Consider the following 24953-nt stretch of genomic DNA (forward strand, 5'->3'; position numbering starts at 1 on the left):
CTACCTTCCGGTCTGGGCGGTGATGTTCTTCGTGAGGTCGAGGAAGCCGAGCACGAAGCCGACGCCCCACCCGAAGTGGATGGAAGGCAAGACTACGAGAAACCAGGCACGGGTGCGGAGGTCGTCGCCCCGGGCGGCGACGACCGCGGCGGCGAGCACGAAGACGACGTAGACGCCGGGCACGACGAGGGCGAGGGTCGCCCAGCCGAGCGGTCCGCCGAGCACGAGGCCGACCGCCCCCGCGAGCCCCACGACGAGGCCGAGGGCGACGGCCAGCACCATGGCCGGCGGCACGAGGTACCGCAGCGTGTTGGCCTTGGGGAACCGCCTCGCGAGTTCGCCGCGCCACAGCCCCGTGGCGACGAACTGCCGGGCGAGCTTCCGCAGGCTCGGTCGAGGACGGTACGTGACGACGAGTCGGGGGGTGAACCAGACCGTTCCGCCCGTGGCCCGGAGCCTGCGGTTGAGCTCCCAGTCCTGGCCTCGCTTGACGCCCTCGTCGAAGAGGCCGACCTCGATCAGGCGGTGCCGCAGGAAGACCCCGAGGTAGGCCGTGTCGGTGGGGCCTTCGGCACCGCCCACGTGGTGCGGCGTCCCCCCGAGACCGACCCGGCTGCCGTAGGCGCGGGCGACGGCCTTCTCGAAGGGGGTGCGGCCGACGGCGGCCATGATGCCGCCGACGTTGTCGGCCCCGCTGCGCTCGAGGGTCTCGACCGCGACGCGGGTGTAGTCGCTCGGCAGCACCGAGTGCGCGTCGACGCGGACGGTGATCGGGTGCACGGAGGCCCGGATGGCCACGTTGAGCCCGGCGGGGGTCGACCCCACGGGGTTGGGGATGCTGCGGACGCGCGGGTCGGCGGCCGACATCTCGGCGACGACCTCGTTCGTGCGGTCGACGCTCGGGCCGAGTGCCAGGATCACCTCGAAGGGGCCCTCGTAGTCCTGGCCGAGCAGGCTCTCGACCGCCGCCCGGATCTCGCGCTCTTCGTTCAGGACGGGCATGACGTACGAGACACCGGGTCGGGTGCTGTCGCCTGCTGGCATGGATCGCGTTCCTCGGGCTCGTGAGCGCCGGGGAGGCGCGGGTCGGTGCTGCGGGACGACCGCAGGGATCGTGGCGAGCTTAGCAACACGACGACGGGGGCCGGGACGCCCTCGCGTCCCGACCCCCGTCGCGTCGACCGGGGCGTGTGATCAGCTGGTCAGCGTGTCGAGCGTCACGTCCGTCGTCGCCGTCTGCCCGTCTCGGACGTAGGTCAGCTTCGCGGTCGCGCCGCCGGCGAGGAACCGGACCTGCGCGGTGAGGTCGGTGCGGTCGCTGATCGGCACGCCGTTGAACTCGGTCACGACGTCGCCCTGCCGCAGCCCGGCGTTCTGCGCCGCGCCTCCGGGGCTGAGCTGGACGATCAGGGCACCGACCCGGCTCGCGTTCGCGTCGCTCGTGGCGTCGTTGACGCTGGCCCCGAGGAGGCCGTGGCTGGCCGAACCGTTCGCCATGATCTCTTTCGCGACGCGTTGGACGAGGTTCGACGGCACCGAGAAGCCGACGCCGATGCTGCCCGACGAGTTACCCGAGCTGGCGATGGCGACGTTGAGCCCGATGAGCTCGCCCTGCGAGTTGAGCAACGCACCGCCCGAGTTGCCCGGGTTGATCGACGCGTCGGTCTGGATGACCGGGAGCGAGATGACCGAGCTGGCCTGGTTCTGCGTGTTGCCGTCACCGTTGTTGAACGAGAAGGGGCCCTGACCGTTGTTGTCGTTCTGCTGACCCTGGTCGCTGCCGTCGCTCGGCGCGGCCGAGGACTGCACGGTGATGCTGCGGTTGAGCGTCGACACGATGCCGTCGGTGACCGTGTTCGAGAGCCCGAGCGGGGCGCCGATCGCCACGGCCGTGTCGCCGACGTTGAGCTTCGACGAGTCGGCGAAGTCGATGGGCGTGAGGCCGCTCGCGTCGATCTTCAGCACGGCGAGGTCGACCGTGGGGTCGAGGCCGACCACCTCGGCCGGCAGGATGCTGCCGTCGCTGAGGGTCACGGTGATGGTGCCCGACGCGCTCGCGCCGTCGAGCGTGACGACGTGCGTGTTGGTGACGATGTAGCCGTCGGCGCTCAGGATGACGCCGGAGCCCGTGCCACCGGACTCCCCCGCCGTCACGTTGATCGTGACGACCGACTCGGTCGCCTTGGCGGCCACCGCGGTCACGACCGTGGCGTCGTCGTAGTCGTTCACCGTGAGGTCGCGCGACTGACCCGTCGCCGAGACGCCGGCCCCGGAGTCACGAGAGAGCACCGCCGCCACGCCACCACCGGCCGCACCACCCACGAGGACCCCGACGAGCAGGGCCGCGGCGAGGGTGCCCACGCCCCGTCTGTTCTTCTTGGGCTGCGGCGTGGGAGCCTGCCACCCCGCCGCGGCGTACGAGTTCGTGGTGTCGTAGGCGAACGCCGACGATCCCGACGTGGGCTGCTGGTGGGCATCGGCGGAGGGCTGCTGGTACGACCCGGGCTGCTGGTACGAGCCCGGTTGCTGGTACGAACCGGGCTGCTGGTACGGACCCGACTGCTGGTACGACCCGGGCTGCTGGTACGAACCCGGCTGCTGGTACGACCCGGGCTGCTGGTACGAACCCGGCTGCTGGTACGAGCCCGGCTGTTGGTACGACCCGTCGTGCGGTCGGGCCTGGTCGTGCTGGCCGTCCGGCGAGGGGTGCTGCACCGAGTCGTCGGGGCGCGCCCCGAACGCCCCGGCCTGCGGCGTGCTGCCGGGGAGGGGCGGGGCACCGTACGTGACCCCCTGGTCCGCCGGGTCCGGTGTCGTGGGCCGGGCGTCGTCGGGTCCGACCCGGTGATCGCCAGGGGTGCCCTGCGAACCGTCGGCGCTGCCGTCGGACGCGCGGGGCGCGCCGTCGTCGGTGTCGTCGTCGCGGCGGGGGGTGTCGGTCATGGTGCTCCTTCCAAGCCCTGACAGCCTGGTCGCCCAAGCTGGGCGGATCATAAGGCGAGCCTGTGAGCGGACTGCGCCCACCTTATGCGGCCCCTGGACGAACCGACCCCGGCATCCGTCCCGCGGCGGTACGGTGACGGGATCATGACCCACCAGGCACCCTGGCAACGCGCCGCGAGCGGCGCCATGCTCCTCGACCACGACGGTCGGCTCGCCCCCACGATCTTCGCCGAGATGTCGGCCCTCGCGACCGCGACCGACAGCATCAACCTCGGCCAGGGGTTCCCCGACGAGGACGGTCCGGACGAGGTCCTGGCCGCCGCCCACGAGGCGATGCGGTCCGGACTCAACCAGTACCCGCCGGGCCGCGGCATGCCCGTGCTGCTCGACGCCGTCGCCGCCCACCAGCGACGCTTCTACGGGATCGACCTCGACCCACGGCGCGAGGTCCTGGTGACGGCGGGAGCGACCGAGGCCCTGGCCGCGACCATCCTGGCCTTCGTCGACCGGGGAGACGAGGTGGTGACCCTCGAGCCGTTCTACGACGCGTACGGTGCCCTCGTCGGGCTCGCGGGCGGCGTGCACGTCACCGTGCCGCTCCGGGGTCCCGACTCGGTCGTCGACCCCGACGAACTCCGCCGGGCCTTCGGGCCCCGCACCCGTCTCGTGGTGCTCAACGACCCCCACAACCCGACCGGCAGCGTCCTCGACGACGCCACCAGGCGCCTCCTGCTCGACCTGGCCGTGGAGCACGACGCCCTCGTCGTCACCGACGAGGTCTACGAGCACCTGCTCTTCGACGGAAGAACCCACGTGCCGTTCGCCACGCTGCCCGGCGCGGCCGACCGCACCCTCTCGATCTCGTCGGGCGGCAAGACCTTCAACACCACCGGGTGGAAGATCGGGTGGCTGACCGGGCCGGCCGAGCTCGTCGACCGCGTAGTCGCGGTCAAGCAGTACCTGACGTTCGTGAACGGCTCGGTCTTCCAACCCGCCGTCGCCGTCGGCCTCGGGCTGCCGGACGCCTACTTCGACGGCATCGCCCGCGCGCTCGGCCACAAGAGGGACGTGCTCTCGGCCGGCCTGCGACGAGCGGGGTTCGCCGTCCGGCCGAGCGTCGGCACGTACTTCGTCGTCGCCGACGCGGCGCCCCTCGGCTTCGACGACGCCGCCGACCTGTGCCGTCGCCTGCCCGGGCTCGCCGGAGTCGTCGGGGTCCCGATCAGCGCCTTCTGCCACCCCGCCTTCGCCGCCGAACAGTCCTCGCTCGTGCGCTTCGCCTTCTGCAAGCGCCTCGAGGTGCTCGAACGGGCCTCGGACCAGCTCGCGTCACTCTCGGTCTGACCCCGGCCCGCCCGACGCCGCTCCACCGCCGCGGCGCGGGACGACGTCGTACCGCCGCAGGGCCAGCGAGGGGTTCGTCCGGCGCACGTCGGCGATCCGCGCGGCCGACACCCGCGCGAGCGCGAGGACGTCGACCTCGTCGCCGACGGACGCCAGGGCCACCCCCGTCGGGTCGACGACGGTGCTGCAGCCCACGCCGACCGGTGGGGCGTGGTCCGCCGCGGCGACGTAGATCGTGTTCTCGAGCGCCCTGGCCGTCACGAGCGTCGTCCAGTGGTGCTGCTTCAGGGGCCCGCGAACCCACTCGGCGGGCAGGAGGACGACGTCCGCACCGGCGTCGACGAGCGTGCGGGTGACCTCGGGGAACCTCAGGTCGTAACAGGTCTGCAACCCGAAGACGAGCCCGTGGGCCTCGAAGGTCGCGGCGACGGCGAGGGGGCCCGGGACGATCCACCGGGACTCCTGTCCGCCGAACGCGTCGTAGAGGTGCTGTTTCGAGTAGGTCGCCACGACCCCGCGACCGGGCGCGACCGCCACCAGCAGGTTCTCGAAGCGCGACGGGTCCGGCGAGACGGCGACCAGTCCGGCCACGAGCACGACGTCCAGGCGGTCGGCCACGCGCCGCAGGTGTTCCACGAAGGGCCCGTCGACCGGCTCGGCGGCCTCGAGGTAGGCGGGGCCGAGCTCCGCGGTGAAGTACGACGAGTACTCGGGGAAGACCACCACCTGCGCCCCGCGACGGGCGGCCTCCACGGCCAGGCGTTCGACGGTCCGCCGGTTGCGCGCCGGGTCGTCACCGGGCGCCGTCTGCGCCACCGCGACGACGACGTCGCCCGCGCCCGTGCCGACGCCGGTGCCGTCCGTCATCGTGCCCACCTCGCGGCCACCAGGGCGGCCGCCTCGTCGAGCCAGAAGGAGGCGCGGGTCGTCGACTCGTCGACGCCACCGGCCAGCTGCAGGGTCGACACCACGTCGGCGAACCCGTCGACGGGAGCGACCACGTCACCCGCGACCAGGATCACCGGGACGCCGTGCTCGCCGGCCAGTCGCGTCACCAGGGACACCGTCTTGCCCGCGGCGGTCTGGTCGTCGAAGCGACCCTCGCCCGTGACGACGAGGTCGGCCGAGGCCAGGGCCTCGGGCAGGCCGACGGCCCGCGCGACGGCGTCCGCGCCGGGCACCAGTCGGGCACCCCAGGCGAGGAGGCCGAACGCCGTCCCGCCGGCCGCGCCGGCACCGGGGGTCGCGGGGTCCACGTCGACGAGGTCGGCGAAGCATGCGAGGCCCCGGTCCAGCGCCAGGACGTCGTCGGCCGTCGCCCCCTTCTGCGGCCCGAAGACCGCGGCCGCACCGCGTGGTCCGAGCAACGGACTGTCGACGTCGACCAGCAGGGTCACGCCGCCGCGTGGCAGCGGCACGGCGGTCGTGAGGTCGACCCGGACCGCCGTGGTCAGACCGTGGTTGCCGTCGATCACGGGCTCGCCGAGCGAGTCGACGACGCGGGCGCCGAGGCCCGTGAGCGCCCCCGCTCCCCCGTCGGTCGAGGCACTGCCGCCGAGGCCGACGAGCAGACGTTCGGCACCGGACTCGACGGCCGCCCGGATGACCCCGCCGAGCCCGCGCGTGTGTGCATCGTGCGGGGCGGGGACGGCGAGGAGGCCGAGTCCACACGACGAGGCCAGTTCGACGACGGCCGTGCCGTCGGGCAGGGCGAGCCACGGGGCGTCGACGGAACGGCCGTCGGGGCCCTCGACGGCGACCTCGTGCCGGATGCTCCGGGGGACGGCCCGCTCGAAGGCGTCGAGGGTGCCCTCGCCACCGTCGGCGAGGGGGAGCAGGACGATCTCGTCGCCCGGCCGGGAGCGCGACCAGCCCGCGGCGATCACCTCGGCGACGCGGGACGCCGCCAGGCTGCCCTTGAACGAATCGGGCGCGACGACCACCCGGAGTCTCGACATGCCTCAACCTTGGCACGCCCGGCGCCTCCGGCGACACGACGAAGGCCCCGGTCTTTCGACCGGGGCCTTCGTCTTCTTTGTTGCGGGGGCAGGATTTGAACCTACGACCTCTGGGTTATGAGCCCAGCGAGCTACCGAACTGCTCCACCCCGCGGCACAAGAGATGACTCTAGCACGCCGAGAGCGCACCGTCCAATCGGGCCCGCGACCCGGTCGCGCCCCACCTCGGGGCCCGTCGCATCACTTCACGGGGGAACCACGAGACCCCCTCCCCGCGAGCGGGGAGGGGGTCTCGTGAGCACGATGCCGGCGTCTACTGTCCGCTGGCCGCCACGGCGTCCTCGAGGGCGGTCTGGAGGCGCGCGTCGGCTTCTGCCGCCTGGACCAGGTCGTTGTCGGCATAGGCCGCCGCACGGTCGTTCAACGCCTGCTGCGCGTCGGCGAGCGCCTGGTCGAGGGCCGCGTTGTCGGTGCCCGTCCCCGTGCCGCCGGTGTCGGGGGTCGACGTGCCGCCGTCGGTGGCACCCCCGTCGGTCGCGTCGGAGTCGGCCCCGCCGTCGGTGCTGCCGTCGCCCGTCGTGGGCACTCCGTTGTCGCCGGCCGTCGCTCCCGAGTTGCCGCCGAACAGCGAGTCGAGCGCGCCGTCGAGGGTGTCCTCGAAGGCGATCTTGTCACCGAACGAGACCAGGATGCGCTGGAGGACCGGGTACGACGTCTCGGAGTTCGACTTGACGTAGATCGGCTGGACGTAGAGCAGACCGCCACCGACCGGCAGGGTCAGCAGGTTGCCCCGGACGACGCTCGTGTCACCGCGGGTGAGGAGCGCCAGCTGGTTCGCCACGGCCGTGTCGGTGTTGAAGTTGTTCTGCACCTGTCCGGGGCCGGGCAGCGTGTCGGTCCGTGGCAAGGCCAGCAAGGTCAACTTGCCGTAGTCAGACGAGATCTCGCCCGGCGTCGACCCCGCGTCCGCGTTCGCCGCCAGGTAGCCCGTCAGGACGTTCCGGGCGTTCTCGCCCGACTGCTGCGGGATGTACGTCGAGTAGATCGAGAAGGCGGGGTCCTGGTCGGGAAGCTGCAGCGTCAGGTAGTACGGCGGCTGCAACGGCGGGTTCTGCGCGTTGCTCGTCGGCTCGTTGGGCGTGACCCAGGCGTCGTCGCTCGAGTAGAACGAGTCGGCGTCGGTCACGTGGTACGTGCCGAGGATGGCCCTCTGGACCTTGAACATGTCCTGCGGGTAGCGCACGTGCTGCAGCAGCTCGGACGACATGTCGCTCAGCGGCGACAGCGTCGACGGGAAGATCTTCTGGTAGGTCTTCAGGATCGGGTCGCTGGTGTCCCACGCGTAGAGCTTGACCGAACCGTCGTAGGCGTCGACCGTGGCCTTCACCGAGTTGCGGATGTAGTTGATGTTGTTCGACGCGTAGACGGGCCGGTCGTTGTACGTGTCCGCGATGGCGTCGGACAGGGCCTGCGGCTTCGAGTACGGGTACTCGTTCGTCGTCGTGTAGCCGTCCACGATCCAGACGACCCTGCCGTCGACCACCGAGGGGTACGGCGCGCTGTCGATGGTGAGGTACGGGGCCACCTTCTGGACGCGCTCGGTGGGGTCGCGGTCGTAGAGGATCTGCGACTGGTCGTTCACCGCGTCCGACAGGACGATCTGCTCGGACTGGAACTTGATCGCGTAGATGAGCTTCTTGAAGACGTTGTCGAGCTTCGGCCCACCGTCGCCCTCGAAGGTCGTCGTCTCGTTCGTGCCGTTGTCGTTGCTGCCCGACGGGTAGTCGAGCTCGATGTCGTTCTGACCGGTGCCGCCGACGATCGAGTAGGTCGGCGACTCCTGGCCGAAGTAGATCCGCGGTTCGTAGTCGCCGGCGTCGCCGAGCGCGCCCGTCACCGGGATGCCCGACTCGAGGAAGACGGGCTGACCGTCCGCCGAGCGCTGGTTGCCGTAGGCCGCGACGACCCCGTAGCCGTGCGTGTAGACGAACGTCGTGTTGTAGGGGGTGGCCGAGTTGCCGAGCTGCGAGGTGTTCAGCTCGCGGACCGCGATCACGGTGTCTTGCACGTTGCCGTCGATCGTGTAGCGGTCGACCGCGAGCTGCTCGGGGAAGCTGTAGTACTGGCGGTACTGCTGCAGCTGCGCGAACGCGTCGGTGACGAGCGCCGGGTCGATGATGCGGATGTTGGCGGTGGTCACGGCGTCGCCTGCCAGGGCACCCGCCTCGGCGTCCGACTTCGCGTCGTAGGTCTGCTCCTGGACGTCGGCCACGCCGTAGGCCTCGCGCGTGGCCTGGATGTTGCGTTCGATGTACGGCGACTCGACCGTCCGCTCGCTGGGCTCGACCGTGAAGCGCTGCACGATCCAGGGGTATATGCCGCCGACGATGATGCTGATGATGATGAGCGCGGCCGTGCCGATCACCGGCAGCCGCCACCGACCGACGACGGCGGTCACGACGAAGAGGATCGCGACGACGACCGCGATGCCCGCGAGGATCTGCTTGCCGGGGATGCCGGCGTTGACGTCGGTGTACGTGGCACCGGTCAGCAGCTTGTTCGTCCCGTCGGACAGGGTCGCGTACTGGTCGAGCCACAGGCTGACGCCCTGCAGCAGGAGGTAGACGGCGGCGGTGACCGCCAGCTGGATGCGCGCCACCTTCGAGATGCGCACCTCGCGACCGGTGAAGCGCAGCGCGCCGTAGAGGTAGCTGGTCGCGACCGCGGCGATGCCCGCGATGAGCACGACGGCGGAGGCGAAGCCGACGGCGGCCTGGTACAGCGGCAACTCGAAGACGTAGAAGCCGATGTCGAGCCCGAACTGCGCGTCGGTCTGCCCGAAGGGCGTGCGGTTGATCCACTCGAGGACCGTCTGCCACTGCGTCGAGGTCGCGAGGCCCGCGAAGAGTCCGAGCACGACGGGAACGCCGATGACGACGGCACGGCGCAGGGGCTCGATGACCTGCTGGTACCGGTCGAGCTGCGAGTTCAACTTGGCGTAGACGGGTCGGAACCGGAACGCGACCTCGATGCTGACGTAGACCGGCACGGCCATCGCGACGAAGCCGACCGCGAACATGACCAGACGCGAGATCCACTGGGTGGTCAGGACGCCGGTGAAGCCGAGCTGCTGGTACCAGAGGTAGTCGGTCAGCAGCGACGAGAAGATGAAGAAGGCGATGACCAGGGCGGCGAGGACGGCCACCGTGACGAGGACGGGCAGTCGGGGCGAGCGTCGTGCGGTTCGCGACGATGCGGGTGACGTCAAGGGTGGGCTCCTGGCTGACGGGGACGTGGACCGCCATCCTACGGGTCGAGCCTGGCCGACCCAGCGTCCCCTTCCCAGCTTTGCGCGGGCTGCACGAACGCTATCGAGCAGCCGTGCAGGTGGGCAGCGACCCGGTGTCGCCGCCGTCCGCGATCGTCTCGAGCGCGGTGACGGCGTCGTCCAGCGTCGCGACCGAGTAGACGTCGAGGCCGGCCGGCACGTTGCCCACCACCTCGGAGCAGTTCGAGGCCGGTGCGAGGAAGACCGTCGCGCCGGCGTCGCGGGCGCCGTAGAGCTTCTGGCGGATGCCGCCGATGGCACCGACCTCGCCCGAGGCCGTGATCGTCCCGGTGCCCGCCACGGCCTCACCGCCGTTGAGCTCACCGGGCGTCGTCTTGTCGATGATGCCGAGGGCGAACATCATGCCCGCGCTCGGGCCGCCGACCTGGTCGAGCTTCAACGTGACGTCGAACGGGTAGGTGTAGTCGACGCTCACGCCCACCCCGAGCAGGGGCGTGCCGGACACCTCCTCCGGGGTGACCTGCTCGGTCACCGTCGTGCCCGCCCGGTCGACGACGACCTCGGCCGGCGAGGACGCCCCGTTCGCCGCGACGAGACCGCGCAGAACGTCCACGTCGGCGTCGGTCGCCAGGCTCGTGCCGTTCACGCTGACCAGCACGTCGCCCTCGCGCAGCACGCCCTCGGCCGGGCTGCCCTCGGACACCTGGCTCACGGTCACGGCGCTCGGGACGGAGTACCCCTCGTGGATGAGCGCCGCGGCGACGGCCGACTTCTGCGAGTTCTGCATGTCGACGGCGTTCTGCTCGTCGACCTGGTCGTTCGACACCCCCGACGGGTAGACGGCCTCGACGGGGATCACCGAGCGACTGCGGTCCGCCCAGGCCCCGACGACGTCGACCCACCCGGGGCGGACGTCCTGGTTGCCCTGGACGCTCACGGTCAGGAGGTCGAGGGTGCCCGAGGTGGGATACGTCTCGTGGCCCGACACCGTGATGAGGGGCTGCGACTTCCCCTCGTAGTCGGCGCTCCCGAGGGTGTCGAACACGGGCCCCGGCTGCTCGATGAGGTACGGCGACGGCAGGAGGCTCAGGGCGACCGCCGAGACGGCGGCCGCTCCCAGCAGCGGCCAGCCCCAGCGGCCTGCACGGCGTTCGGACGAGGGGGCGGTGCGCGGGGGCGAGAAGAAGGCCACTGCGGTCCTTTCGGGATCGGCCGGGGAGGCGCGGGTCGCGTTCGCCACGAGCGGAGCGGCGGCCCGGGGGCGGTGGCCGAATCCCAGGATCTTCGTGCGGCCAGCAGCTAGCGTAGTCAGCATGACCGATGATTCCCCGCGCGGGCCTGAGGACGAGTTCCGCGACATGCTGCGGCAGTTCCTGTCCGGCGGGTCCGAGATCGATCCGTCGCAGCTCGCCGGGGCCGCGGGGCTCCCCGACGACCCCGCGTTCGTCGCCCGCCTCATGAGCCAGCTGCAGAACGCGGTCGCCCGCAGCGGCCAGGGCATCGACTGGACGGTGGCGACCGACCAGGCCGTCGCGGTCGGTTCGCAGACGGCCGTCGCCGCGACGGCTGCCGAGACCGCCGCGCTCGAGCAGGCCTTCCACGTCGCCGCCCTCTGGCTCGACGACGTCACCTACGTGGCCGAGCTGACCGTCACGCCCCGCCTGGTCACCCGGGCCGAGTGGGCCCGCCTCACCATGCCGGTCTGGAGCCAGCTCGCCGAGCCCGTCGCCACCTCGATCGCCGATTCGCTCACGGGGGTGCTCGGTGAGCAGGCCCCCGAAGAGATGCGGTCGATGCTGGCCGGTGCGAGCGAGGTCATGCGCAGCGTCGGCGGCACGCTCTTCGCGATGCAGCTCGGGCAGGTGGTGGGCCAGCTCTCGACCGAGGTGGTGTCCGGCGGCGACGTGGGCATCCCGCTGCTCGACGACCAGCAGGCGGCACTCGTGCCCCAGAACGTCGCCGCCTTCGGCGAGGGCCTCGACATCGAGGCCGACCAGGTGCAGCTCTACCTCGCGGTCCGCGAGCTGGCGCACGCCCGCCTCTTCCGTCACGCCCGCTGGCTGCGACTGCACCTCATCTCGTCCATCCGCGAGTTCGCGCAGGGCATCCGCATCGACACGTCCCGCCTCGAAGAGCTCGCCGGCGACTTCGACCCCTCGAACCCCGGCGAACTGCAAGAGGCCATGAAGAGCGGGGCACTCATCCCGCCGAAGACCGACGAGCAACTCGCCGCCCTGGCCCGCCTCGAGACGACCCTGGCGCTCATCGAGGGCTGGGTCGACGTCGTGACCGCCCAGGCCACCGCGCGCCTCCCGAAGTCCGCCGCCATCGCCGAGACCGTCCGGCGCCGCCGTGCCGCGGGCGGCCCCGCCGAGTCGGCGTTCTCGACCCTCGTGGGCCTCGAGCTGCGTCCCCGACGGCTGCGCGAGGCGGCCGTCCTCTGGCAGACGGTGTCCGACGCCGTCGGTGCGGAGCGCCGCGACGACCTCTGGTCCCACCCCGACATCGTGCCCACCAGTGCCGACATCGACGACCCCCAGGGGCTCGTCACCCGCCTCACGTCGAACGAGCCCGCGTTCGACGACGTCGACCAGGCCATCCGCGACCTGTTGGACGACACGACCGACGACCGACCCCGCGAGGCCGAGGACGGTTCGGCGACCGAGCCGGGCGACCCGGGCCCCGACACGGACGCACCCCGCTCCTGATCCGTCCGTCGACGGGCGGTCGACCGACCCCCTGTGGACAACCACTCGTCGGCTCGACCGCCCCGGCATGATCGGACGATGAGCCTCGTCCTCGATCCGCGTGCACCCGTCGTCTGGCGCGACACGGACACCCTCCAGTTCGGCGTCGACCGCCCGTCCCTGGTCCTGAGTCCCGTCAGCAGGCTCGACGAGCGGGTCGTCGCCGCCGTCGCCGCGGGCCACGGCGCGGGTGGCCTGCCCACGCTCGTGGCACACCTCGGCGCCGACCCGGCCGCGGTGGCGGCCTCGGTCGGGCGGTTGCGGCCGGCGCTGGTGGCCGAGCCGTCGTCGATCGCCCCGTCGGACGTCGTCCTCGTCGCGGGGCCGGGCCCGGTGGCCGACGCCGTGGCGCACCTCCTCGGCTCGTGCGGGGTCGACGTGCGGCGCCCCGCACCCGACGCCCGTCCGCCGCGAGGGGCCACGGGAGTCCTCGTCGGCGGGCACGTCGTCGACCCCGGGCTGCGGCGCGAGTGGGTCCGGAGCGACGTCACCCACCTGCTCGTGCGCGTCGGGGACCGTCGGGCCCTGGTCGGCCCCGTGACGGTGCCGGGGGCCACCGCCTGTGCGCGATGCCTCGACCTCCACGCGGGTGAGGCCGATCGCGCCTGGCCTGCCATCGCCGGTCAGCTGAGCCGCCGGGCCCTCACCGCGCCTCCGTCGCTCTCGGTCCACGAGATCGCGTCGCGGGCCGCCCGCCGCCTGTGGTCACGCCTCGACGGTGCCGGCGTCGCACCGGACGACGAGGTCGAGTCGATCTCGATCGCCGACGGGCTCGTCACCCGCGCGAGCGTCCGGCCGCACCCGGAGTGCGGGTGCGCAGCTCTTCCACGAAGCGACTCGCCCGTCGCTCGCCGCCCCGCCCCTGACCGGACCGGCTCCACGACAGCCGCAGCCGTTCGCGGGCCCTCGTGACGCCGACGTACAGCAGCCTGCGCTCTTCGTCGATCGCCGCGTCGTCCTTCGCGTAGCTGATCGGCACCAGCCCCTCGCTGAGGCCCACGAGGTAGACGCTCCGCCACTCGAGCCCCTTGGCCGAGTGCATCGTGGCCAGCGTGACCGCGGACATGGTCGGCTCGTGCTGCCCGGCCTGTCTCGCGAAGAGCTCGTCGACGAACTGGCGGAGCGTCGTGCCGGGTGCCGAGGACTCGGCCAGGCCCATGATCGTGTTGAGGGACTCCCACCGGTCCCGGACGGCCCCGCGCTGCTCGGGGGCCTCCTGCGTCCAGCCGAGCGAGCGCAACACGTCGCTCACGGTCTTGAAGAGCGGTTCACCGACGATGCTCACCGCAGCGCCCTTCATCATCATCAGCGCCTCCTTGACCTCCCGCAGCTCGAAGAAGCGCGTGGCACCGTGGATGCGGGTCGAGACGCCGACGTCGGCGAGGGCGCGCTCGATCGCCGCGGCCTGGACGTTGACCCGGTAGAGCACCGCGATCTCCTCGGGCGCGATGCCGGAGCGGATCTCGTCGGCGATCGTCTCGGCGATGCCCCTGGCCTCGGCCGAGTCGCTCGGGTACTCGGTGACCGGTGGCACGGGGCCCGTCGTCTCGACCGCGGGATGGAGGTGCAGGGCACCCGGCCGACCCCTCATGAGCTGGTTGGCCGTGTCGACGATCTGCCTCGACGAGCGGTAGTTCTGCTCGAGACGGACGACCGTGGCGTCGTCGTAGCGCGACCCGAAGCCGAGCAGGTAGTCCGAGGACGCACCCGCGAACGAGTAGATGGTCTGGCTGGCGTCACCGACGACGCACAGGTCGTTGCGACCGCCGAGCCACAGGTCGAGGAGGTCCTGCTGAAGCGGCGAGACGTCCTGGTACTCGTCCACGACGAAGAAACGGTACTGCTCGTGCACCTGCTGCGCGACGCGGGGCTCGAGCTCGAGCATGCCGACCGTCGCGAGCAGGACGTCCTCGAAGTCGAGCTGGCGTCGCTCGTCCTTGACGGCCTCGTAGGCACGGTGCAGGTCGACGGCCTTCTCGACGCCGATGGACGGCGGCAGCGTCCGGCTGGGCAGGGCCTTCGCGTACTCCTCGAGCGTCAGTCGCGAGACCTTCCGCCACTCGATCTCGGCGGCGAGGTCGCGAAGGGCCGCCGTGTCGATCTTGAGCCTCAGCGACTCGGCGGCGTGGGCGAGGGCCTTGGCCTTGCTGTCGAGCAGACGCGGCATCTGGCCGCCCATCGTCTGGGGCCAGAAGTACGAGAGCTGCGACAGGGCCGAGGCGTGGAAGGTCCGGGCCGAGACTCCCCCGGCACCCAGGTGACGGAGGCGCCCCCGCAGCTCGGCCGCCGCGCGCGAGGTGAAGGTGAGCGCCATGACGCGGTTCGGCGCGTACACGCCCGTCGCGACCCCGTAGGCGATGCGGTGCGTGATGGCTCGCGTCTTGCCCGTGCCCGCACCTGCGAGCAGGCACACGGGCCCTAGCAGCTTCGACGCCGCCCGGCGCTGCTGCTCGTCGAGGCCCGCGATCAGATCGGCGGCCTCGGTCACTGGTCGATCTCGCCGCCGAACCAGTCCTCGATGATGGCTCGCGCGATGGACGTGCGCCCCGGCAGGACGATCTCGCCGAGGCCGGCGACCAGGTCGTCGCGGCTGAACCACCGCAACTCGAGGATCTCGGCGCCGTCGGGGGTCAGCGTGCCGGGGTCGTCGGCGTCGACCTCGGCCCGGAACCCCACCATCAGGCTGGCCGGGAACGGCCAGGGCTGCGAACCGACGTAGCGCGGGGAGACCACGTTGATGCCGGATTCTTCGAAGATCTCGCGCTGCACGGCGTGTTCGAGCGATTCACCGGGCTCGACGAAGCCCGCCAGCAACGAGTAACGGTTCTTCTCCCACAGGGCGTTCGAGCCCAGCAGGAGGCGGTCGTCGGCATCCGTGACGCCGACGATGATCGCGGGGTCGGTCCGCGGGAAGACCTCGTGGCCGTCGTCGGGGTCGCGCCGGACCCAGCCCGCCTTGTCGGTCACCAGAGGACGCCCGGTGCGGGGCGAGAACCGGTGGGAGTCGTGCCAGTTCGCCACGGCGACGGCCTCGACCGCGAGGCCGGCGTCACGGGCGCTGAGCTCAGAGCCTGACACCCGCGGGCTGCCCCAGGCCGCGTCGTCGGGGGCGATCGACCGGGCACGCTCGTCGTCGAGCAGGGCGGCCAGCACCGGCGTGCCGACCGGTTCGACGGCCGACGGGTCTTTCGAGACCCCCAGGTAGACGTAGTCGTCGGCGGTGGGGACCGACGCGGCCGGCAGCAACGCCAGCGCACCGGTCGAGGCCATCAGCGTGCGCCCCCGCCAGACCGGCAGGACCCGCGTGGCCGTCGAGGCGAGCAGCTCGTCGACGACGCCGTCACGCTCTCGGGTGAGGTAGTCCCGGTCGACCTGGTGGCGGGCGAGCGGGAGGCGGGACGTGAGCGGCGAGGACATCGGACGACCAATCATCGCGAGTTGACAGCGTGGCGCACGGCAGGGCACCGCGTGCGGCGGCCTACCCTGAGGGCATGGCCAGATCTCATCTCACTCTAGCCGCGCTGGCCACGGCCGCCGTCGCGGACCTGGACGTCACGCGCGCGTCCCGACACGGCAGCGAGACGGGTGGCGACTTCGACTCGGCGCTCGTCGTCGGACGGGCGGGCGAGCACTGCATCGTGCGCGTGCCGCGGTCGCAGCGGGCCGAGGCGGAGCAGTCCGCCGACCTGGTCGCCCTGCGGGCCCTGAGCGCCGGCGTGCGAGGTCGGCTCTCGTTCGACGTGCCGCTGTACCGCGGCCAGGCGCCCCTCGGCCGGACGCGCGGCATCGTCTACGACGTCGTCCCGGGCGAGCACCTGTCGATCTCCCGCGTCACCGAGACCGGCGACCTGCCGACGGCACTGGGCCGCGCCGTCGCCGCCATCCACTCCCTGCCCACGAGCTTCGTCACCGACGCCGGCCTGACGAGCCACACCCCGTTCGAGGCCATGCGCTCGTCGGCGGCCCTGGTCGACCGTGCCGCGTCCACGCGCCTCCTGCCTGCCGCCCTCCTCGAACGGTGGGAGGCCGCCATCCAGGACTCGGTGCTCTGGCAGTTCCAGCCGACCGTCGTGAACGGCTCGCTCGACGCGGGTTCCGTGCTCGTCGTCGGCGACACCGTCAGCGGCGTCCTCGGGTGGCACGACCTGCAGGTCGGCGACCCGGCCCGCGACCTGGCCTGGTTGCTGGGCGCCCCGACGCCGAGGGCCGTCGACGACGCCTTCGAGGCCTACAACACCGCCCGGGGAACGAGCGACCACCAGCTGCGACACCGCGCGACCCTGTACCGCGAACTCGACCTGGCCAAGTGGCTGCTGCACGGCACGGCGACCAAGAACACCTCGGTCGTCGACGACGCCGTCGAGATGATGACGAAGCTCGTCGACTCGCTGCCGGGCGACCGTCGCGCGGGCATCGGCTCGGGCTCGACCGCCGCCCTCGACGTCGACGGGGTCGAGGACCTGCTCGAGGCCACCGAACGCCGACACGTCTGAGCCACCACGTCCGGCTCGTGGCGCCCGGGTCGTGACGTCCGGGCCGTCACGTCCCGGGCGACGCCTCGTGCTCGACCCGACGCCACAGCTCGACCAGCTCGCCGCGGTCGGCGACGTGCCGGGGCCGCAGCACGACGTCGTCGGCCACGAAGTAGAAGACCGCGTCGATGTCGTCGGCCGGCACGCCCCTGAACTGCGCGTAGGCCTCGCGGTACAGGGCGAGCTGCAGCTGTTTGAGCTCGAGGTCGGCGTCGTCGGTCGGTGCCTTGCCGGTCTTCCAGTCGACGACCTCGAACCGCCCGTCGCGCTCGAAGACCGCGTCGATCTTGCAGATGACGGTGCGGCTGCCGAGCGGGAGGTGGATCTCGAGCTCGACGTCGGTCGGTTCGAGCGTGGCCCAGGCGGAGCGTTCGAAGGTCGCGATCAGCTGCTCGAACCGTCGCGCGTCGTCGGGGTCGACCGGACCGGACCCCGGCGAGCCGACGCGCTCGTCGTCGAGGTCGCTCTCGTCGCCCCAGGCGTCCAGCGTCTCGGAGCGCCCCGTCGGCCGGAACCGCTCCTCGACCCACTCGTGGAACAGCGTGCCGAGGCGGGTGGCCCGGTAGGGGCGTTCGGGCAGGGGCCGTCGCAACGCGGCGGCGACCGCAGCAGGGTCGTCGACGTAGTCCTTGAAGCGTGAGGCCGGGATGCGCTGGGGCAGCGGCGTCGCACCGGCACCCGCCCGAGCGGCGTCGCGTTCGAGCAACAGCAGGTCGATGTCGGACGACCACCTCGACCTCGCCGACCGCGTCGGGTCGCCCGTCTCGGGACGCTCGCCCGCATCCGGGCCCGGGGTGGCCTCCCCGACGTCGAGCCGCGCGCTCAGGGCCCGCGTCCGGCGGTCGACGGCCTCGTCGACCCGGGCGGCGGCGTACTCGACGGTGGCCCGTCGCGAGCCCAGCGGGTCGAGGGGCCACGTCAGCTCTCGCGACGCCGCGGCCAGCGGGTTCTCGTCGTCGTCGGGCCGCTCGGGGAGGTCGCCTGGCGGCACGAACCCCCGCTCGGCGAGCTCGACGACGAACCGACTCGCCGGGCGCGGCCGGACGGCGCCCGTCCAGAACGATCCGCTGACGAGGAGGGCGTCCCGAGCCCGGGTGAGGGCGACGTACGCCAGTCGTCGTTCTTCGGCCTGGTGACGCAGGACGAGCTCGTCCTTGAAGGCCTTCAGCGCCTGGTCGAACTCCTTCTGGTCGGCCACCCCGCGCCAGCCGAGCACCGGCAGTTCGGCCGCGTCGCCCCGGAACTCGTACGGAAGTTCGCCGAAACCGAGCCACCCCACCCCCTCGCGGGAGGTGCCGGGCAGCTCGCCCTCGACCAGTCGCGGCACCGCGACGACGTCCCACTCGAGCCCCTTCGACCCGTGGATGGTCAACAGCTGGACCGTCCCCCGCTCGGCCTGCTCGGACCGGGGCCCCATGTCGTCACGGCGTTCGGCGGCCTCGAGCCACGACAGGAAGCCGCCGAGGCCCGCGTTCTCGTCGGTGGCCACGTAGCCGGCCAGCTCGTCTTCGAACGCCTGCAGCCAGGCCCCGCCCGACGGCGCCCCGGTGGCCGCCGCGACCTCGACGTCGAGCAGCATCTCGTGCTCGACCAGGGTGACGAGGTCGACCAGGTCGAGGCCGGTGCGCCCCCGCAGGAACGCGAGATGCGAACCCAGCCGCCGCAGACGTCCCAGACCCTCGTCGCTGAAGCCCGAGAGCTGCCGGTGGGTGAGGGGCGCCGTGGCGACGAAGTCGAGGGCGTCGACGATCGAGCCGTGCTCGCCGACCGCGACCGACGCCCGGAACCCAGCGGCGACCTCGTCGTCGAGACGCTGCTGGGCGTGGTCGTGGGAGAACAGCCACGAGGCGACCTCGCGCAACCGGGCGATGTCGCGCACCCCCACGCGCCACCGCGCCCCGGCCATCAGCCTGATCGCCTCGGAGCCCGCCGACGGGTCGTGCAGCACCCGCAGACACGCCACGAGGTCGACCACCTCGGGTCGTTGCAGCAGCCCGCCGACGCCGAGCACGTGGTATCGGACCCCGCGCGCGGCGAGGGCCTCGACGAACACCGGCATGGTCTTCTTCGACCGGAAGAGCAACGCGGCTGTGCGGCGGGCCGGCTCGCCGTCGACGACCGTCGGCACGGCCAGCTCGTCGTGCAGCCAGGCGGCCACCTGGTCGGCCTCGCCCGGCAGCGTCTGGTCGAAGAGCAGCTCGACCCGCCCCTCGGGGGCACCGGGCCGAGCACGGAGTTCGCCCACCACCGCCTCCGACGACCGGGCGAGCTCGGCGACGACGGTGTTGGCGGCGTCGAGCACGCGCGAAGCGTTGCGCCAACTGGTCGAGAGGCTGAACACCGCGTCGGGTCGGGCCCCGAAGTCGACGGGGAAGCGACCGAGGTTGGCGGCACTGGCACCCCGGAAGCCGTAGATCGACTGGTGCGGGTCGCCGACCGCCATGACGCCGGTGCCCTCGAAGAGGCGTGAGAGCAGGGTGGTCTGCACGACGCTGGTGTCTTGGTACTCGTCGAGCAGGACGATGCGGTACCGGTCGCGCAGCTCGGCCACGACGCCGGGAGCGGTGTCGCACACCTCGAGTGCCAGGGCCACCTGGTCGGAGTACTCGACCAGTCCGCGGCGGGCCTTCTCGTCGGCGAAGGCCGTCGCGAGCTCGAGCAGCGGAGGCAGGGCCGAGACCGCGCCGACGGCGTCGACGACCGACTTGTAGGCGCTGCCCTTCGTCGACGGCAGACCCGCCAGGTCGAGGAACCGGTCGGCCAGGCGCGCCACCGGCTCGGGGCCGGTCACGTTCTCGCTCAACGCGTGGCTGAGGCGGAGGACGGCCTCGGTGATGCCGTCGACGCTCCGCCCGAGCCCGGCGAGACGCTCGTCGTGGCTGGCGACGACCAGCGAGCGCGCCAGTTGCCAGGCCGAGGCGTCGCCGAGCACCTGCGACTCGCTCTCGCGACCGACCCGCAGGGCGTTGTCGCGGAAGATCGCGTTGGCGAAGGCGTTGTAGGTCGAGACCGTCGGGACGTCGAAGGGATCGACCTCGTCGCCGAGCAGACCGACGGTGGCGAGCTGGGCGACGCGTCGCTCGATGCGTTCACCGAGCTCGCCTGCGGCCTTCCGCGTGAAGGTCAGCCCGAGCACCTGCGAGACGCCGACGAGCCGGTTCGCGAGCAACCACACCACGCGGTTGGCCATCGTCTCGGTCTTGCCGCTGCCGGCGCCCGCCACGACGAGCGCGGGTTCGAGCGGGGCCTCGATGACCGCCTGCTGCTCGGGGGTCGGGGTCGGCAGACCCAGTGCCTCGGCGATCTCGGCGGCGCCGAGCAGGGACGAGGAGGCGCGGGTCGCGTCCCCGTCGCCTCGCACGTCGGTCGGACCGAGACCCCCCGCCGGGCCGTCGTGCCGGATCGGGTCGGTCACGAGCCGCTCACCTCTCCGACCACGTGGATGCGGCACGAGCCGCCGTGGCGCCCCTCGCAGTGGTCGTCGAGTCGGGCCACGAACACCCGACCGGCCATGTGCTCGGCCGCGTCGACGACCCGCGCCCGGAACGCCGCCAGTTGCTCGTCGTCGAAGGCCACCTGGGCCGGCTCGCGGTAGAGCTTGCCCCGGACGCCGGACGACACGATGACGAGCTTCGCCCCGCCGGGTGGCGTGCCCTCGGGCACGGCGTCCACCGCACCGTCGGCCAGGGCGACCTGGTAGCTGCCCAGCTGCGGGTGCTCGGCCACGGCCTGCGCCGACGTCGGGGCCGACCGGCCCGTCTTGAGGTCGACGATGACCGCCGCACCGTCACGGGTGCGCTCGACCCGGTCGATCGAGCCACGGAGCCGGGCCGGCCCGACGTCGAGCGTGAAGGTGGACTCGGCTCCGAGCAGGCTGCCCCCCGACGCCTCGAAGTCGCGCAGGTAGGCGGACAGGCTCTCGGTCATGGCTCGGGCACGGCGCTTCTCGGACTCGGCGATCCACGCCGACTCGAACTCGAGTTCGGGCCAGCGTCCTTCGACCGCCTGCCACAGCGAGTCGACGTCGGTGCCCTCGGCGTGTTCCATGACGTCGTGCAGGACCGTGCCGAGACCCATCGCGGCGTTGGGTGCCGACCCGCCGAAGCGGTCGACGAACCAGTGCAGGGGGCATTCTTCGAACGAGCCGAGCTGGGAGGGGGAGACGGGCACGTGGGCCTCGGGGTCGTCGAGGTCGATCAGCGGCTCGGTCGTGCTCGGCGCGAGGAGCCCGTACCAGTCGGCGGGCGAGGCACCCGCGACTCCCTCGGTGGCGAGGCGGGCCAGGGCCTCGGTCGCCTCGTCGGCGCGTGGGCCCTGCGGCGCCGAGACGAGCACGTGCCGAAGGTGTCCGACGAGGCCCCGCAGCGACAGCGGGTGGCCCGCGGGGGCCTCGGGGCAGTCGTCGGGCAGCAGGCGGAAGAACGGCGAGGGCCCCTCGTCGTCGTTCGAGGTGCACGAGAGCACGACCTGTCGGGTGGCCCGCGACACCGTGAGGGCGAACATCCGCAGCTCGTCGGACAACACCGCGGCTCGGGCGTCGGACGGGGCGGCCGGCTCGTCGTCGCGCTCGTCGACCGCGCCGGGACCGCCCGGCACGCCGTCGAACGGGCCGCGCTCGAGCAGACCCCGCTCGGCCAGGGAGACCAGGTCGTCGGGGCCGAGCAGTCCCCCGCGGACGCGGAGGTTCGGCCACACGCCGTCCTGGAGGCGGGCGGCCACGACGACGTCGACCTCGACGCCCACGGCGGCGGACGGGGTGCAGACCAGCACGGTGTCGGTCGTCGCCTGGGGCGAGAGCGTGTCTTCGGGGACCTCGGCGCCGAGGAGCGCGTCGAGGAACGCCCCGGGCGCGGCCTCGGGCGTCCGTTCGACGAAGCGCTTCGCGGCGGTGAAGAGCGCGACGACCCCGTCGAGGTGGCGGTCGGCCTCGGCGGCGACGATGCCCCGACCCGCGCTCTGGGCCGACCACTCGGCCGCGAGGCCGCTGCGCTCCCACAACCCCCAGAGGACCTCTTCGATGCTGCCGCCCGCGGCCGCGGCCCGGCGCGCCGCGTCGAGGCTCGACGAGAAACGCCCGGCGCGGGCCGCGAACCGCGAGTCGATCGTGACGAACCGCCCCGGACCGTCCAGCGCCTCGACGAGGAGGTCGTCGGCCGGACGCACGCCGCCCGAGGCGAGTTCGTCCGCGCGCAGCGCGAGCCGGAGGCGCCGCAGCGAGAGCGGGTCGAAACCGGCGAGCGGCCCCAGCAGCAGCTCGGTGGCCAGCTCGACCGTGAGGTCGTCACGTCCGACCGCCACCGAGGCGGCGAGCAACAGGTGGCGTGCCGCGTGCTCGTCGCGAACGGCCCGGCCGGCGACCGACGTGCGGGTGGGCACCTCGGCGAGTTGCAGGCCGCGGGCGACGCCGGCGACCTGGCCGCCGCTGCGCACCACGACCATCATGCGCGACCAGGGCACCCGCCGGACGAGGTGGTGCTCGCGCAGCAGGCGCGCCACCGAGGCGACCTCGTGCGTCGGGCTGTCGGCCCGCACCGTGACGACGGCGGGTGCCGCGGCGTCGTGGCCGACGTCGGCACCGGGCTCGCGCCCGACGTCGGCGGGAGCCGCGGCGTGTTGGCGACCGGCCCCGGCCGTGCCGATGCGGGCGGTCACCCGTCGCACGAGGTCTCGGAGCGGCGGCCCGTGGCGGTGGGCCGTCGACAGGTAGAGGGTCTCGACGTCCGACAGCCGGAGGCGCGGGCCGAGACGACCGAGGACGTCGGGGGTGCCGCCCCGGAACGCGCTCGTCGAGAGGTCGGGGTCGCCGAAGGCGACGACCGCGACGCCCCGTCGGACCAGGGCACGCAGCAGCGCGAGCGTGGACTCGGTCGCCTCGTGCGCGTCGTCGACGAGGACGACCCGCAGGCCGTCGACGACGGGGGCGGTCTCGCCCCGGTCGAGGGCGGCGACGGCGTAGTCGACCAGCTCGGCCGAGTCGAGGTGGCGGCCACGGGACGCGTCGAGCACGGCGAGGTACTCGTCACGGAAGTCGGCGACGGCGGCCCACTCGGGCCGACCGGCCCGCTCGGCGGCGAGGCGCAGGCCGTCCGAGCCGATGCGGTGTTCCGTCGACCGCATGAGGACCTCGCGCAGCTCGGTGCGGAACCCGCGGAGCCGGCGCACCGTGGGGCCCAGGTCGTCGGGCCAGGTCGGACCGGTGCCGTCGGCCTCGTGCCCCTCGAGCAACGACCGGACGACGGTGTCTTGGTCGCCGCCGGTCAGCAGGGTGGGCACCGGCTGGCCCGCGAGCCGCGCCGCATGACCCACGACGTCGAACGCCACGGACGAGACCGTCCGCGCGAGGGGCCCCGGGGTGGGGACCGTGAGCCTCGAGGCGATGACGTCGCGGAGCGTCGTGGCCGTCGACCGGGTGGGAGCGAGGGCCAGGACGGCCGTCGGACCCCAGCCGCGACCCTCGACCCGGTCGACCACGAACTCGACCAGGGTGCGGGTCTTGCCCGACCCCGGTGCGCCGACGACCGCGGCCGACCGCCCGTCGGGCAGGTCGAGCACCGCCCGCTGCGAGTCGTCGAGCGCCGGGGGCGCCACGGCGCGCACCGGGCCCGAGGCGGGCGGTGGGACGGTCGGGGCCATGTGCTCGACGCTATCGGCTCCGACCGACATCGACGGCGGACCCGGGAGCGGAGGGCCGACCGGGGGCGGGTTGTGCGCCGTCAGTGAACGCGGGGCCGTGGCGACCGGCCCGTCGGATATCTTTACGTCGTGGACATTCGCATCGGCATCACCAACAGCCCCCGTGAGATCAGCTTCGAGACGTCGCAGACCGCGGCCGAGGTCGAGAAGGTCGTCGGCGACGCCCTCGACGGCGGCAAGTCGTTCGTCACGCTCGCGGACTCGAAGGGCAAGACGTACCTCGTGCCCACGGCGTCGCTCGCCTACGTCGAGGTCGGCAGCGAGGAGAGCCGCAAGGTCGGCTTCGTGAGCTGATCGTGGAACTCCTCTTCATCGTCCTCGGGGGTGCGATCCTCGGGTTCGTCCTGCACTACGCCCTCCCCGCAGCCGACACGCGCGGGGTCCTGCTCGCTCCGGCCGTCGGCGCCGTCGTGGCGGCGATCGTGTGGGAGGCTCTGACCTGGGCCGGGTGGCCCGCCGACGGTGGCTGGATCTGGGTGGTCGCTCTCGTGGTGCCCGGCGTCGCGGCGATCGTCGCGTGCCGCGCCGCGGCGACCCGCCGTCGTGCTCGCGACACCGAGCAGTTCGCCCGACTGCTGCGCACCACGGCCTGACCCGGACCTCCCGGTCGGCCAGGCCGGCGGGTGCCCGCGCCACCGGCCGGGCCTCAGGCGGTCAGGCCGAGCGCGTCCATGCGGCGGGTGTGGGCGGCGATCAGTTCGGTGAACACCGGCTCGAGGCGTTCGTCGTCGGCCGAGACGTGCGACGCGGCGACGGCGGCCCGGGCGACGAGGAGCGTGTCGCCCACCAGGCGTCGACCCCAGAGGGCCAGTCGCGAGGCGAGGCGCGGATCGGCCTCGATGGCCGCCGACAGCTCCCGCACCACGAGGGGGGCGTCGTCGTGTGCCTCGAGCACCGAGACGATGCGTTTGTGGTGGTCGGACGAGAGCCCCGCCGCCAGCCGCACGAAGACGTCGTTGAGCAGTCCCGCCGCGACGTAGTCGGCGACGATGGCCTCGTACCAGTCGGTGCCCTCGGTGCGGGCCCGGAACTCGTCGATCGCGGCGATGTGGGGCTCCATCGACTCGGTGGCGTCGTGCCCCGAGCGTTCGATCTCGGCCACCAGCCCGCGATGGCGGGCCAGGGTGGTCTCGGCGATGCGGCCGGTCGTCTCTTTGGCCCGCACGTCGGGGGCGAACGCCGACGACCGCCCGAGGGTCTCGAACAGGGCGAGTTCGAGGTAGGCCGCGTGGCCCAGGAAGACCAGGAGGTCGGGCGTGAACTGGTCGAGTTCGACGCGGGCCACGGGGGTCGGCTTCGCGGCGGGCCGCGGCCACTGCAGGGACGGGACGCCGCGCTTCGCACCTCGACCGGGCCAGGACACCACGCCCACATCTTACGGGGTCCGAGAGGCCGCCCGTCGCGACGGGCTAAACTCGACGCATCCCCCTATATGAGACAGGGCAAC

At 72.7% G+C, this 24953-nt stretch carries 16 protein-coding genes, 1 tRNA gene and 1 pseudogene; 6 read left to right on the forward strand and 12 right to left on the reverse strand.

The window, feature by feature from the left end; translation table 11 throughout:
• Positions 1-1044 carry a glycosyltransferase family 2 protein gene (locus ABID81_RS03890; RefSeq protein ID WP_354593510.1) on the reverse strand — a complete coding sequence of 348 codons (1044 nt, stop codon included), beginning with the start codon at positions 1042-1044 and terminating at the stop codon, positions 1-3.
• Between the two features lie 150 nt (positions 1045-1194).
• The gene (locus ABID81_RS03895) at positions 1195-2943 is read right to left on the reverse strand and encodes a trypsin-like peptidase domain-containing protein (RefSeq protein ID WP_354593511.1); all 1749 of its coding nucleotides are present in this window, start codon (positions 2941-2943) and stop codon (positions 1195-1197) included.
• A 144-nt stretch (positions 2944-3087) separates the two neighbouring features.
• On the opposite strand from ABID81_RS03895, the gene ABID81_RS03900 reads away from it, so the two are divergent.
• Positions 3088-4287 carry an aminotransferase class I/II-fold pyridoxal phosphate-dependent enzyme gene (locus ABID81_RS03900; RefSeq protein ID WP_354593512.1) on the forward strand — a complete coding sequence of 400 codons (1200 nt, stop codon included), beginning with the start codon at positions 3088-3090 and terminating at the stop codon, positions 4285-4287.
• On the opposite strand, the gene ABID81_RS03905 is transcribed toward ABID81_RS03900, so the two are convergent.
• From ABID81_RS03905 to ABID81_RS03925, 5 genes are all read right to left on the reverse strand, one after another.
• A complete protein-coding gene (locus ABID81_RS03905; protein ID WP_354593513.1) occupies positions 4273-5154 on the reverse strand; it encodes a carbon-nitrogen hydrolase family protein in 882 nt (293 codons plus the stop codon). The genes ABID81_RS03900 and ABID81_RS03905 overlap by 15 nt on opposite strands.
• Entirely contained in the window at positions 5151-6245 is a 1095-nt protein-coding gene (locus ABID81_RS03910) for a glycerate kinase (RefSeq protein ID WP_354593514.1), read from the reverse strand. Before ABID81_RS03910 ends, ABID81_RS03905 begins: the two co-directional genes overlap by 4 nt.
• 80 nt (positions 6246-6325) lie before the next feature.
• A tRNA-Met gene (locus ABID81_RS03915) sits at positions 6326-6399 on the reverse strand.
• A gap of 159 nt (positions 6400-6558) precedes the next feature.
• Entirely contained in the window at positions 6559-9513 is a 2955-nt protein-coding gene (locus ABID81_RS03920) for a UPF0182 family membrane protein (protein WP_354593515.1), read from the reverse strand.
• 100 nt (positions 9514-9613) lie between these two features.
• On the reverse strand, positions 9614-10849 hold the full coding sequence (locus ABID81_RS03925; RefSeq protein WP_354593516.1) for a YlbL family protein: 1236 nt from the start codon (positions 10847-10849) through the stop codon (positions 9614-9616).
• Between ABID81_RS03925 and ABID81_RS03930 the strand changes: the two genes are divergently transcribed.
• Both ABID81_RS03930 and ABID81_RS03935 read left to right on the forward strand, forming a co-directional pair.
• A complete protein-coding gene (locus ABID81_RS03930) occupies positions 10848-12242 on the forward strand; it encodes a zinc-dependent metalloprotease (protein ID WP_354593517.1) in 1395 nt (464 codons plus the stop codon). The genes ABID81_RS03925 and ABID81_RS03930 overlap by 2 nt on opposite strands.
• A 78-nt stretch (positions 12243-12320) precedes the next feature.
• Positions 12321-13091, forward strand: a pseudogene (locus ABID81_RS03935) (TOMM precursor leader peptide-binding protein); the annotation flags it as partial.
• Here the strand turns inward: ABID81_RS03935 and ABID81_RS03940 are convergent.
• Entirely contained in the window at positions 13057-14769 is a 1713-nt protein-coding gene (locus ABID81_RS03940; protein WP_354593518.1) for an ATP-dependent helicase, read from the reverse strand. The pseudogene ABID81_RS03935 and the gene ABID81_RS03940 overlap by 35 nt on opposite strands.
• Complete coding sequence (nudC, locus tag ABID81_RS03945; protein WP_354593519.1) at positions 14766-15698, reverse strand: NAD(+) diphosphatase; 933 nt, start codon at positions 15696-15698, stop codon at positions 14766-14768. The genes ABID81_RS03940 and nudC overlap by 4 nt, the downstream gene beginning before the upstream one ends.
• Positions 15699-15772: 74 nt before the next feature.
• Here nudC and ABID81_RS03950 point away from each other — a divergent pair, with 74 nt between their 5' ends.
• Entirely contained in the window at positions 15773-16774 is a 1002-nt protein-coding gene (locus ABID81_RS03950) for a phosphotransferase (protein ID WP_354593520.1), read from the forward strand.
• A 46-nt stretch (positions 16775-16820) separates the two neighbouring features.
• Here ABID81_RS03950 and ABID81_RS03955 read toward each other — a convergent pair whose 3' ends face one another.
• Entirely contained in the window at positions 16821-20228 is a 3408-nt protein-coding gene (locus ABID81_RS03955; protein ID WP_502915172.1) for an ATP-dependent helicase, read from the reverse strand.
• On the reverse strand, positions 20225-23446 hold the full coding sequence (locus ABID81_RS03960; protein WP_354593521.1) for a PD-(D/E)XK nuclease family protein: 3222 nt from the start codon (positions 23444-23446) through the stop codon (positions 20225-20227). Before ABID81_RS03960 ends, ABID81_RS03955 begins: the two co-directional genes overlap by 4 nt.
• 129 nt (positions 23447-23575) lie before the next feature.
• On the opposite strand from ABID81_RS03960, the gene ABID81_RS03965 reads away from it, so the two are divergent.
• Both ABID81_RS03965 and ABID81_RS03970 read left to right on the forward strand, forming a co-directional pair.
• Positions 23576-23800 carry a DUF3107 domain-containing protein gene (locus ABID81_RS03965; protein ID WP_354593522.1) on the forward strand — a complete coding sequence of 75 codons (225 nt, stop codon included), beginning with the start codon at positions 23576-23578 and terminating at the stop codon, positions 23798-23800.
• A gap of 2 nt (positions 23801-23802) precedes the next feature.
• Positions 23803-24099 carry a hypothetical protein gene (locus ABID81_RS03970; RefSeq protein ID WP_354593523.1) on the forward strand — a complete coding sequence of 99 codons (297 nt, stop codon included), beginning with the start codon at positions 23803-23805 and terminating at the stop codon, positions 24097-24099.
• 53 nt (positions 24100-24152) lie between these two features.
• On the opposite strand, the gene ABID81_RS03975 is transcribed toward ABID81_RS03970, so the two are convergent.
• A complete protein-coding gene (locus tag ABID81_RS03975) occupies positions 24153-24872 on the reverse strand; it encodes a ferritin-like fold-containing protein (RefSeq protein WP_354593524.1) in 720 nt (239 codons plus the stop codon).
• Positions 24873-24953 lie beyond the last annotated feature (81 nt).

Source organism: Frigoribacterium sp. PvP054, from assembly GCF_040547465.1.
In the GTDB taxonomy this organism is placed as follows: Bacteria; Actinomycetota; Actinomycetes; order Actinomycetales; family Microbacteriaceae; genus Frigoribacterium.

Excerpts from the sequence above, each read along its gene's own strand:
- ABID81_RS03925 (WP_354593516.1), bottom strand. The coding sequence starts at position 10,849 with ATGCTGACTACGCTAGCTGCTGGCCGCACGAAGATCCTGGGATTCGGC.
- ABID81_RS03895 (WP_354593511.1), bottom strand. The coding sequence starts at position 2,943 with ATGACCGACACCCCCCGCCGCGACGACGACACCGACGACGGCGCGCCC.
- ABID81_RS03905 (WP_354593513.1), bottom strand. The coding sequence starts at position 5,154 with ATGACGGACGGCACCGGCGTCGGCACGGGCGCGGGCGACGTCGTCGTC.
- ABID81_RS03930 (WP_354593517.1), top strand. The coding sequence starts at position 10,848 with ATGACCGATGATTCCCCGCGCGGGCCTGAGGACGAGTTCCGCGACATG.
- ABID81_RS03900 (WP_354593512.1), top strand. The coding sequence starts at position 3,088 with ATGACCCACCAGGCACCCTGGCAACGCGCCGCGAGCGGCGCCATGCTC.
- nudC (WP_354593519.1), bottom strand. The coding sequence starts at position 15,698 with ATGTCCTCGCCGCTCACGTCCCGCCTCCCGCTCGCCCGCCACCAGGTC.
- ABID81_RS03910 (WP_354593514.1), bottom strand. The coding sequence starts at position 6,245 with ATGTCGAGACTCCGGGTGGTCGTCGCGCCCGATTCGTTCAAGGGCAGC.
- ABID81_RS03890 (WP_354593510.1), bottom strand. The coding sequence starts at position 1,044 with ATGCCAGCAGGCGACAGCACCCGACCCGGTGTCTCGTACGTCATGCCC.
- ABID81_RS03960 (WP_354593521.1), bottom strand. The coding sequence starts at position 23,446 with ATGGCCCCGACCGTCCCACCGCCCGCCTCGGGCCCGGTGCGCGCCGTG.
- ABID81_RS03950 (WP_354593520.1), top strand. The coding sequence starts at position 15,773 with ATGGCCAGATCTCATCTCACTCTAGCCGCGCTGGCCACGGCCGCCGTC.